Raw genomic sequence first — 12,518 nt, forward strand, 5'->3', positions numbered from 1 at the left:
ACTTAACCTTCTTTCTTTTGAAAATATTTTTTAAAGCGTTCGTGATACATGTAGAACGCTCTTTTCATTAATAGAAAACGTCTCAAGGAGCGGTCCTTCTTGTAAAATAAGGTCGTTCCCCAATTTCCGCTTTCCAGTAGTTGTTTGGCACGCGCTTTTTCAGAATTATCTTGGGTATAGGTCAAAAAGATTTTTTTAGGAACACCTAACCATAATTTGTCTTGGGATGTGCCTTTCTTCCCATAGATAGTCCCTTCAAAAGGACGATCAAACACTAAATCTTCTGTAATAAAACGAGCTAAGTTTAGTCCATTTAACGTTAAGAAGAAACTACTTCTCCCTTGGCGTAAATTGATTTCAAATAATTTGTATTGGCCATCGCGTGAATCATATTTCATATCAAAATTCGCAAAGCCGACGTAGCCGATTGCTTTTAAGAATGTTTCGATTTGTTGGTAGACTGCTTGATTTTCATCCGGTAAAATCACCACATAATTCCCAACAGAGCCAGGGGTCGGATCTTCGAGTAATGGATGACCCAGTCCCATCATCCGCACTTGGTGACGTTCATCCACATAGGCGTTTAAAACACGCATGTGACTATCATCGCCGGGAATAAAATCTTGGACAATCATTTCACTTTGATAACCCGCTTGATAAATCCGTTCAATGATGACATCAAATTCGGCACGTTCATTCAAGATAAAGGCTTTTTTACGTCCTTCAAAATCGACAGAAAGCCACTCCACACTATTGGCTGGTTTTAAGGCAATCGGAAATTCAAAGGGTAGTTCACCAACAAATTTACCTGCCACTAATGATTCTTTTCGAATAATAACGGTCGCCGGATAAGGCAATTGATATTCTTCACATACTTCATAAAAGGAAACTTTATTCACTAATCTTTCAAACAAATCATAATTATTGGCAATAAAAGTATAGTACGGTGCCAGTTTTTCTTTATTTTTAGCGAGTAATTCAGCGTACCCATCGCCACAAGGAATTAATAAATAGTGCATGTCTGGATTATTATAAGTTGATTTAGCTAAGGCTAATAACGTCTCCGTAAAGACTGGGTCTTCATCAAATCCCATCTTTGGATGAACGGTTACGATATGACTGAACTTAGTGGGTGCTAGTAAGTGATCTGCATAAGCCACCGATTTAATTCCATACGCTTCATGAAAAGCCTTCGCCATTCCGTAAACATTCATATCACTTCCTAATAAAATAGGAATGAATTTCATTTGTTCCATCATACAACACTCTCTTTTTTCAAGATTTTTTCAATAGGTTTATCATATCATAAACAAAATGGTAAACAAAGTCACAATAGTCAATGATTATTGAAAAATATAACTTTGCATTTATGAATGATTACTAATGAATATTCTCTCGTAAATTTTCGGCAAATTCGTTAATTTTGCGAATTCGATGATTGATACCCGATTTTGAAATTGGACCCGTTGATAGCATTTCACCTAGTTCTTTCAAGCTTACTTCAGGATTTTCTAAACGAAGTTCCGCAATTTCTTGTAACTTCTCCGGTAAAGCCTGAAGCCCGACGCGTTCATCGATAAAACGAATATTTTCAATTTGTTTAGACGCTGCGTCAATTGTTTTATTCATATTGGCTGTCTCACAATTGACAATGCGATTCACCGAATTACGCATGTCGCGCACAATACGCACATCTTCAAATTTTAACATCGAATTCGTTGCACCAATTAATGTTAAAAAATCAGCAATATGTTCGGCACCTTTTAAATAAGAAATATACCCATTGCGTCTTTCAAGTGTTCGACCATTTAACCCATAATAATTTAGCATATCACAAATATCTTGGTTATGTTCCTCATAGGTCGAATAAATTTCGAGGTGATAACGACTTGTCTCTGGATTATTAACAGAACCAGATGCCATGAAGGCCCCTCTTAAATATGATCTCATTTTTTGAGAATTGCCCATAATTTCATCCGACACATGACTATGAAACATCATACCCTCTAGAATCGCCAAATCATCTAAAACGCTTCTTGTTTCATGTTTCAAACGAACAATATAAACATTATTCTTTTTTAATTTCATTTTTCGACGCACTAATAACTCACTACGAACATGGTAGTGATCTTTCAGTAACGAATAAATCCGACGCGCAATGGCCGCGTTTTCCGTCTGCACATTTAGCACAATCTGCTGGTTGACGATACTAATGGAGCCATTCATTCGAATAAGGGCAGCTAATTCTGCTTTCGCATGTTCTCGATGCACTTCGAGTGTCGTCAATTCTTTTTTCACTTCTGCTGCAAAAGACATTTTTTCACTTCCTTACTCTTTGTTTTTCTATCGTTTCGCCCCAGAGACAATCCGTAACAATTCTTCGATGACTTTGTCTCCATCATGATAGACACAGTCTCCTCTGAGTTCTAAAAAGTCTGCGGAAACTACGCGGCACCCTTGTTCTCTCAATGCGACAAAATCGTGGGTCACTTGAACAAGATGTTCATCATAGACCTCAAAATCAATGTACGCATCTGGCACTTTTTCAATATTAACCAATACTGTGCTAATAAATGGTTTCTTCAAATGTTTATTTAAAACTTTGACATGATCGGCATCCGTAAAGTGTTCGGTTTCCCCTTTTTGAGTCATAATATTGCAGACGTAGACAATCTCTGCTTCCGTGCGACTTAGAGCCTCATGAATTTCCGGAATCATTAGATTTGGGAGAATACTTGTAAACAAGCTACCTGGTCCCAAAACAATCATATCTGCCTCTAATATAGCAGAAACGACTTTAGGCGCAGCTTTCACGACGTCATCATTATTCTGATTGGTAACATAAACGTGATCAATTGTTTTACGGCTTAAGGCAATTTTTGACTCCCCAACGGCCGTCGTACCATCAGTAAAGACCGCATGTAGCACTAAAGGCTCATCGGATGACGGATATACTTTACCATCCACATGCATCATTTTAGCGAGTAATTGCACCGCCTCATACGTGCTATCGCGCATTTCAGACATGCCAGCGATAATTAAATTCCCTAAAGCATGATTGGCTAAGAATTTGTCTTCTTTTTTAAATCGATATTGAAAAATATCGGAATACAACTTAGGCATATCCGATAAAGCGACTAACACATTCCGTAAGTCTCCTGGAGGTGCCATGCTTGTAATCGACTCACGTAGTTCACCACTACTTCCGCCATCGTCAGCCACTGTCACGATGGCGGTAATATTCACGCCTTGGTTTCTCATACTTTTTAAAAGAACTGGTAATCCAGTTCCTCCACCGATAACGACAATTTTAGGTTTGCGACTTTGTTGTGTTTTTATACTCATGATCGATTAACCGTCTCTTTCCGTTTATCTTTGTCACGATGCGTTGTATTCACTTTGTACTCAACTTCTAGCGCTTGCGCCAATCGTTTAGTTAAGGCAACCGAACGATGTTGACCACCTGTACAACCAATCGCAACCGTTAAGCTTCGTTTTCCTTCTTTAATATAGCCAGGCATAATTTTAAATAATAATTGACTAAAATATTGATAAAAGTCTTCCGTTTGTTCTGAATGCATCACATAGTCATAAACTTCTTGATCTAAGCCCGTTTTGGGTCTAAGTTCTGGAATATAATGTGGATTTGGTAAAAAGCGAACGTCCATCACGATATCTGCATCAATGGGAATGCCATATTTAAAACCAAACGATAGCATTTCAATACGAAAACCGACATCTTTAGAAGATTGAAACTCTTGATTAATTTTATCACGCAATTGACGAGGCGTAAGCGATGTCGTATCAATGACGATCGATGCTTGGGTCTTCAAATCTTCTAGAATCGCACGTTCTTTGCGAATTCCTTCCGTGATTAAGCCGTCCATCGCCAGCGGATGCGTCCGTCTTGTTTCTTTATAACGCGAAACGAGTTCACTATCAGATGAATCTAAGAATAAAATTCGTGTATCAATAAATGATGTATTTTCAATATCAATGAGCATTCGCTGAATTTCTTCAAAAAATGAACGGGAACGTAAATCAACGACTAAAGCAATTTTCGTTAATTTCCCAGTTTCTTTCACTAATTCCCAAAATTTTGGAACGAGATTGGGCGGCATATTATCAATACAAAAATACCCCATATCTTCAAAACTTTGGATTGCAACCGTCTTTCCTGCACCGCTCATTCCAGTAATAATGACAAGTTCTAAACTCTCAGCCATCTTCATCATCCCTTTTTCCCTTTTTATTCTTTCTATTGTAACATCCCTAGCGTATCATTACTATTCTTTTTAACCAAATTATCATCTGCTCTCACAACCAGAGTGAAACGTCCGTTTGACTTCTCGCAAAAAAGGAGCGAAGACTACAATACAGTCTTCGTTCCTCTTTTTGTTATAGCACTCGTTTTAAGTATTGACCGGTATAACTCTCGTCTACAGCCGCCACCTCTTCGGGTGTTCCAATGGCTAAAATCGTTCCCCCGCCATCGCCACCTTCAGGCCCTAAATCAATTAAATGATCGGCTGATTTTATGACGTCTAAATTATGTTCAATCACTAAGACCGTGTTTCCTTGTTCAACGAGTCGATCAAGGACAAGCAATAGTTTGGCAATATCTTCCGTATGCAGTCCCGTCGTTGGTTCATCTAAGATATATAGACTCTTTCCGTGCGATTTCTTATGCAGCTCACTGGCTAACTTCATTCGTTGCGCTTCTCCGCCCGAAAGCGTCGTTGCCGGTTGCCCTAGCGTGACATATCCGAGCCCGACATCGACAATCGTCTGTAATTTTCGATTGATTTTCGGAATTGCTTTAAAGAAATCAACCGCATCTTCCACGGTTAAATCAAGAATTTCTGAAATATTCTTTCCTTTGTAACGGACTTCTAATGTTTCTGAATTGTATCGTTTCCCTTGGCACACTTCGCATGGAACATAAACGTCAGGTAAAAAGTGCATCTCAATTTTTAAGATTCCGTCGCCTTTACATGCTTCACAGCGGCCACCTTTGACGTTAAAACTAAAGCGTCCTTTTTTGTAGCCACGGACTTTTGCTTCATTCGTTGCTGCAAATAAATCGCGAATATCATCAAATACACTCGTATACGTAGCCGGATTACTGCGTGGTGTACGACCAATCGGACTTTGGTCAATATCGATCAAGCGTTCAATCTGTTTTTCACCAGTCAATCGTTTAAATTTCCCAGGTTTATTCGAATTACGATTCAACTTTTGCGCTAAAGCTTTTTTCAAAATATCATTCACTAACGTCGATTTCCCAGAACCGGAAACCCCTGTCACCGCAATAAACTTACCGAGAGGAAAGCTGACATCAATATTTTTCAAATTATTTTCTGTCGCACCGCTGATTGTTATTTCTTGACCATTTCCTTGGCGACGCTCTTTAGGGACCGGAATCACTCGTTTTCCTGACAAATATTGGCCCGTTAAGGAATCAGGATTGTCAATCACTTCTTGCGGTGTGCCACAAGCCACAATTTCACCGCCCGCATGACCAGCACCCGGACCAATATCGATTAAATAATCAGCCGCTCGCATCGTATCTTCGTCATGTTCGACGACAATGAGCGTATTGCCTAAGTCACGCATTTTTCGTAAAGACTCTAACAAACGATCATTGTCGCGTTGGTGCAAACCAATTGATGGTTCATCCAAAATATACAAGACACCCGATAAATTGGAGCCAATTTGAGTCGCTAAGCGAATCCGCTGCGCTTCACCACCTGAAAGACTACCAGACGCTCGGCTAAGTGTTAAGTAATCCAGGCCAACGTTTTGTAAGAAACTTAAGCGATCTTGAATTTCTTTCGTAATCGGTTTTGCAATCATTTTTTCTTGTTCTGATAACTCCAAACCTTCAATCAATTGGACCGCTTGGTGAATGGATAACTCGCTCATTTCACCAATATGGGTGCCGTTAATTTTCACGGAAAGTGCTTGCGGATTCAAACGATAGCCATGACAACTTTGACACGTTAACTCGCGCATATATAAACGCATTTGTTCACGCGTATAGTCACTATTCGTCTCATGGTACCGGCGATTAATGTTGGTTAACACCCCTTCAAAAGGAACCTCCACGTCACGCACGCCTCCAAAATCATTTTCGTAATGAAAGTGGAAATTCTCCCCATTTGACCCATTCAAAATTAAGGCTCGCTGTTCTTCTGGTAGATCTTCAAAAGGTGTATCCATATCAATATGAAATTCCGCACATGCTTGTTCAAGCATTTGAGGATAGTACTGCGAACTAATCGGATTCCAAGGAACAAGCGCTCCTTGACGTAATGTTTTCGTTGGATCCGGCACCACAAGATCAATATCTACTTCTAATTTCATCCCTAAGCCATCACAATCCCCACAAGCGCCAAAAGGGGCATTAAATGAAAAGAGACGGGGCTCTAACTCGCCTACGGTAAAACCACAATACGGACAAGCATAATGTTCACTAAACAATAATTCTTCACCACCGATGACATCGACTAATGCATATCCTTCCGCTAAACGGAGTGCATTTTCCAACGAGTCAAACAAACGAGAGCGGATGCCTTCTTTTAAAACAATTCGGTCAATAATAATGGCAATATCATGTTTTTTATTCTTCTCTAATTCAGGAACATCGCTAATGTCATAGACTTCGCCATTAACACGCACCCGAACATACCCTTCGCGTTGGATCATTTCGAAAATTCGTTTGTGTTGGCCCTTTTTTTGGGTGACGATTGGCGCTAAAATTTGCAACCGGCTTTTTTCCGGTAAAGCAAGGACTTGATCGACCATTTGTTCCACCGATTGACTGGAGATCTCAGTTTGATCATTGGGACAAATCGGGTGTCCGACTCTTGCATACAACAGCCGTAAATAATCATTAATTTCCGTAACCGTTCCGACAGTCGAACGTGGATTTTTACTGGTTGTTTTTTGATCAATCGAAATCGCCGGACTTAATCCTTCGATGCTATCAACATCCGGTTTATCCATTTGACCTAGAAACTGACGGGCATACGCAGAAAGGCTTTCAACGTATCGACGTTGCCCCTCAGCATATAATGTATCAAAAGCGAGTGAGCTTTTCCCTGATCCAGATAATCCTGTAATCACAACTAGCTGATCACGAGGAATCGTCACATCAATATTTTTTAAATTATGGGCACGCGCCCCACGAATCACAATTTTATCATTTGCCATAACATCTACTCCTTTTTACACTTTTAGTTCTAAGATTGTATCACGTAAGGTGGCTGCTGTTTCAAAATCTAAGACTTTCGCCGCTTCACGCATTTCTTGTTCTAATTTTACGATTAGTAGCTCTTTTTCTTGTTTTGTTAAATCTTTGTACGATTTTGTTAAATAGCCTTCTTCTACTTCCGCTACTTTCGAAATCGTGATTAATTTGCGAATATCTTTAATGATTGTGGTTGGAGTAATGCCATGTTTCTCATTATACGCTTCTTGAATGCCGCGACGACGGGCCGTCTCCGCAATCGCTTTTTCCATCGAATCGGTCATTTTATCTGCATACATGATGACTTTTCCGGAAGAATTCCGAGCCGCTCGACCGATTGTTTGGACAAGCGAACGTTCGCTTCGTAAAAATCCTTCTTTATCGGCGTCTAGAATCGCGACTAACGAGACTTCTGGCACATCGATTCCTTCACGCAATAAGTTAATCCCAATTAATACATCGAATTCACCTAAGCGCAAATCACGGATAATTTCAGTCCGTTCCAATGTTTTGATATCACTATGCAAATATTTCACTTTAATTCCGATATCTTTAAAATAATCGGTTAAATCTTCTGACATTTTTTTAGTTAAGGTCGTAATAAATACGCGCTCATTTTTTTCGACTCGTTCGTTGATTTCTCCTACCAAGTCATCGATTTGACCCATAGTAGGCCGCACTTCTATGACTGGGTCTAATAAACCTGTTGGTCGAATAATTTGTTGGATGATTCGATCCGTTTGCTCGTATTCATAAGGTCCTGGTGTCGCCGAAACATAAATAATCTGATGAACGTGTTGTTCGAATTCTTCCAAGCGTAACGGACGATTATCAAGTGCTGAAGGTAACCGAAAGCCGTAATCGACTAACATCTGTTTTCTCGCACGGTCACCGTTATACATGCCGCGCACTTGAGGCATCGTCACATGTGACTCATCAATCACCATTAAAAAATCTTCTGGGAAAAAGTCAATCAGCGTATACGGCGGTTCGCCTTCTTTACGCCCGTCCAAGTGGCGGGAATAGTTTTCGATACCAGACGTATAACCCATCTCTCGCAGCATTTCAATATCATAATTTGTTCGTTGCTCTAATCGTTGCGCTTCTAATAACTGATCATGACTTCTTAGAACCGCTAAACGGGCCGTTAATTCTTCTTGAATGGCGGCGATGGCCGTCTCTAAATGATCTTCGTCGGTCATAAAGTGTGTCGCTGGAAAAATCGAGACGTGTTCCAATTCACTCAACATCTCACCCGTTAAGGCATCGACCTCACGAATGCGATCAATTTCATCACCAAAAAATTCAACGCGTAACGCTCGCTCATCACGAGAAGCAGGGAAAATTTCGATGACATCCCCGCGTACGCGGAAACGTCCGCGCTGAAAATCAATGTCATTGCGCTCGAATTGAATGTCAATTAACCAACGTAATACTTGTTCCCGCGAAACTTCCATTCCTGTTCGCAAGGAAACGACTTGCTTTTGATACTCCATCGGTGAACCAAGTCCGAAGATACACGAAACCGACGCCACCACAATCACATCATTGCGTTCAAGGAGCGAGGATGTTGCCGAGTGACGGAGTTTATCGATTTCATCATTCACGCTTGAATCTTTTTCGATATACGTATCACTTGATGGAACGTAGGCTTCTGGTTGATAATAATCATAATAACTGACAAAATACTCAACGGCATTCTCTGGGAAAAATTCCTTGAATTCGCCATATAATTGCCCAGCCAATGTTTTATTATGAGCCATGATTAAGGTTGGTTTATTGACTTGTTGGATGACATTTGAAATCGTATAGGTTTTTCCTGTACCGGTAGCACCGAGTAGCACTTGTGCTTTTTCATGATGATTAATTCCTTCAACCAATTGTCTAATGGCTTCTGGCTGGTCTCCAGCAGGTTTGTATTTTGATACTAACTTAAATTGACGGGTCGTATCTCTTTCAATCATACGGATGCCTACTTTCTCATTCTATTCTTCAATAGTATTATATTATCATAGCGAACATACTTTCGCTATTTTTTTGTATTGGTTTTACAAGGTTTCATTTTTTCTTAATGAGAGGTTTCATGACATGGATTGTCACTAAAATAGATTAAATTCCCGTTTCTTTCTCTCATTTGCTTGATTATTCTATTTTCTATCAGTTATAATCTTAAAATATATGTTAATTAGGAGGTATTATTACATGAAAAAGAGATTTATTTTTCTATCACTCTTTTCGATGATGCTAATTGGTTTGTTTTCATCAAAGCAAACGGTACTAGCAGAAGACAAAACGTATCAAATTGGAACAGACGTCACCTTTGCACCTTTTGAGTTCCAAAATACCGATAACGAATACGTCGGAATTGATATTGATTTACTAAAAGAAATCGCCGCAGATCAACAATTTGAGGTAAATTTCCGGCCGTTAGGTTTTAACTCTTCCATTCAAGGGGTTATTTCAAACCAATTGGATGGCATGATTGCTGGTATGAGTATTACGGAAGAACGCAAAAAAACATTTGATTTTTCTGATCCTTATTTTGATAGCGGGATCCAAATGGCCGTTCGAACAGACAATGAAACTGTTTCAACTTATGACGATTTAAAAGGAGAAGTAGTTGGCGCCAAAGTTGGAACAGAAAGTGCGACGTTCCTTGCTGAAAACCAAGAAAAATACGGGTACGAAATCAAGTTATATGAAGATGCGACCGGTTTATATGGCTCGTTGAAGAACAATGCGTTGATTGCCATTTTTGATGACTTCCCTATTTTAGGTTACGCGATTGCCCAAGGAGAAGAATTCAAGTTAGTTGGAGAACCTGAAAAAGGAAATTCCTATGGGTTTGCGGTAAAAAAAGGTGAAAATGCCGAATTACTTCAAAAGTTCAACGAAGGCTTGGCTAATCTAAAAGCTTCTGGTCGTTACGATGAAATTGTTGCAACGTATATTGTCCAAAGCGAACCAACAAGCGAAATGAAGCAAGTCACACCCAAAAAAGATGTCTACGTGATTGCTAGTGACTCTGCTTTTGCCCCTTTTGAATTCCAAAACGAAAACAATCAATATGTCGGCATCGATGTCGATTTAATGACACGGGCCGCTGAAATGCAAGGCTTTACGATTAAGTTTAATCATATCGGTTTCTCAGGTGCGGTGCAAGCCGTTGAATCCAATCAAGCGGACGGAATGATCGCCGGCATGACGATTACCGATGCTCGGAAACAAGTATTTGACTTCTCTACACCCTATTTTGATAGCGGGATTCAACTCGCAGTAAAAAAAGGAAATACCACTGTCACTTCTTTTGATGATTTAAACGGTAAAAACGTCGGGGCAAAAGTTGGAACAGAAAGCGCGGATTACTTAGAAGCGAATAAAGAGACTTATGGCTACACGATTAAGTATTTCGATGCTGCTGATCAACTATATGATGCGTTACGTGTCGGTGCTGTCGAAGGAATTATGGATGATTATCCCGTAATTGGTTATGCGATTGCTCAAGGCCAAGAAATTGAAACGCCGATTGATCGTATCCCAGGCGGCCAATATGGTTTTGCGGTAAAACAAGGGCAAAATCCAGAACTGCTTGAAATGTTCAACGAAGCGTTAGCGGAAATGAAACGAACTGGGGAATACGATCAAATCCTAGCGACGTATATTCAAGACGGGAAGCCAGCCAAAACGACCGTCGATGAATCAAGTTTTATCGGAATTTTAAAGAATAATTATCAAATCTTATTAAAAGGTTTGGGTAAAACATTACTTCTGACACTGATTTCCTTTGCACTCGCCTTAGTTGTCGGAATCTTCCTAGGTTTGATGAGCGTGTCACCATTTAAAGCATTACGGACAATCGCTTCTCTTTATGTTGATATTATTCGCGGAATTCCAATGATGGTATTAGCTTTATTTATCTATTTCGGTCTTTCGGACGCAATTGGTATGACGATTCCAGACTTCACTGCTGGGATTATCACCTTAACCCTAAACGCAAGTGCGTATATTGCAGAAATCGTTCGTGGAGGTATTAACGCTGTCCCTATCGGTCAAACCGAAGCGGCTCGCAGTCTAGGACTTTCTTACACCCGAACCATGCAAAAAATCGTCTTACCACAAGCGATTCGGATTATGATTCCTTCATTCGTTAATCAATTCGTTATCTCATTAAAAGATACCACGATTATTTCTGTTATTGGAATCGTCGAATTATTACAAACAGGGAAAATCATTGTGGCGCGCACAATGCAAACGACCAATGTTTATCTAATTATCGCGATTATGTATTTAATTGTCATTACCGCCTTAACGAAACTCGCTAAAGTACTAGAAAAGAGGGTCAATTAAGATGAAAGAAAAAATTATTGTCAAAGACTTAGTCAAAAAATTTGGTGAAAATACAGTTTTAAACAACATTAATACCACGATTAACGAAGGCGATGTGGTCTGCATTATTGGCCCTTCTGGTTCCGGAAAATCAACTTTCTTACGCTGTTTAAACCGTTTGGAAGAAACAACAAGTGGCTCGATTTTAATCAGTGGAGATGATTTGACGGCTGAAAAAACGAATCTTAACCAAATTCGCCAACATATCGGCATGGTGTTTCAACACTTTAATCTCTTCCCACATTTATCGATTTTAGAAAATATTATCTTAGCACCCATGGACTTAAAGAAAATGTCTCGTAAAGAAGCAGAAGCCCAAGCTATTTTACTATTAGAAAGTGTTGGTTTAGCTGATAAAAAAGACGCTTGGCCAGAAAGCCTTTCGGGTGGTCAAAAACAACGGGTGGCGATTGCTCGCGCGCTTGCGATGCAACCAGATATTATGTTGTTTGACGAACCAACTTCGGCACTTGACCCTGAAATGGTTGGCGACGTGTTAAATGTCATGAAACGCTTAGCTAAACAAGGCATGACGATGGTGATCGTGACGCATGAAATGGGCTTTGCCAAAGAAGTTGCAAATCGTGTCATGTTCATTGATGAAGGGAATTTCTTAGAAGATGGAACGCCAGAACAAATCTTCAACAATCCTCAAAACGAACGTACAAAAGACTTCTTAAATAAAGTCTTAAATATCTAATGATCACCGAGTTTACTAAATAGACGAACCAAAGAAACTAGTCCAATTCGACTTTGAATCGGACTAGCTTTTTTTGTGTATTCCCTCGAATAATCATTTTTTAGAAATCACTTCAACTTCTGCTAGCGTTTTAATCGTTGATATTTTTTCGGCTCTATAATATATGGGACTGATGAAATT

8 protein-coding genes are annotated in these 12,518 nt (G+C 39.6%); 2 read left to right on the top strand and 6 right to left on the bottom strand.

Annotated features, from left to right (window positions below; all coding sequences use genetic code 11):
* Window positions 1–2 precede the first annotated feature (2 nt).
* The 6 genes from RU93_RS10995 to uvrB form a co-directional block, all read right to left on the bottom strand.
* A complete protein-coding gene (locus RU93_RS10995) occupies window positions 3–1,256 on the bottom strand; it encodes a carboxylate--amine ligase (protein ID WP_071875687.1) in 1,254 nt (417 codons plus the stop codon).
* A 124-nt stretch (window positions 1,257–1,380) separates the two neighbouring features.
* Window positions 1,381–2,316 carry a DNA-binding protein WhiA gene (gene whiA, locus RU93_RS11000; RefSeq protein WP_071875681.1) on the bottom strand — a complete coding sequence of 312 codons (936 nt, stop codon included), beginning with the start codon at window positions 2,314–2,316 and terminating at the stop codon, window positions 1,381–1,383.
* Between the two features lie 27 nt (window positions 2,317–2,343).
* Window positions 2,344–3,345, bottom strand: coding sequence for a gluconeogenesis factor YvcK family protein (locus RU93_RS11005; RefSeq protein WP_071875682.1), 1,002 nt, complete (start codon window positions 3,343–3,345; stop codon window positions 2,344–2,346).
* Window positions 3,342–4,226: an RNase adapter RapZ gene (rapZ, locus tag RU93_RS11010; protein ID WP_071875688.1), complete on the bottom strand. Its 885-nt coding sequence runs from the start codon at window positions 4,224–4,226 to the stop codon at window positions 3,342–3,344. Before rapZ ends, RU93_RS11005 begins: the two co-directional genes overlap by 4 nt.
* Window positions 4,227–4,398: 172 nt before the next feature.
* Entirely contained in the window at window positions 4,399–7,215 is a 2,817-nt protein-coding gene (uvrA, locus tag RU93_RS11015; protein WP_071875683.1) for an excinuclease ABC subunit UvrA, read from the bottom strand.
* 15 nt (window positions 7,216–7,230) lie between these two features.
* A complete protein-coding gene (gene uvrB, locus RU93_RS11020; protein WP_071875684.1) occupies window positions 7,231–9,216 on the bottom strand; it encodes an excinuclease ABC subunit UvrB in 1,986 nt (661 codons plus the stop codon).
* A gap of 238 nt (window positions 9,217–9,454) precedes the next feature.
* On the opposite strand from uvrB, the gene RU93_RS11025 reads away from it, so the two are divergent.
* Window positions 9,455–11,599: an amino acid ABC transporter substrate-binding protein/permease gene (locus tag RU93_RS11025; protein WP_071875685.1), complete on the top strand. Its 2,145-nt coding sequence runs from the start codon at window positions 9,455–9,457 to the stop codon at window positions 11,597–11,599.
* Between the two features lies 1 nt (window position 11,600).
* Window positions 11,601–12,338, top strand: coding sequence for an amino acid ABC transporter ATP-binding protein (locus tag RU93_RS11030; protein WP_071875686.1), 738 nt, complete (start codon window positions 11,601–11,603; stop codon window positions 12,336–12,338).
* Window positions 12,339–12,518: the final 180 nt, after the last annotated feature.

It is taken from the genome of Enterococcus aquimarinus, assembly GCF_001885765.1.
In the GTDB taxonomy this organism is placed as follows: Bacteria; Bacillota; Bacilli; order Lactobacillales; family Enterococcaceae; genus Enterococcus_I; species Enterococcus_I aquimarinus.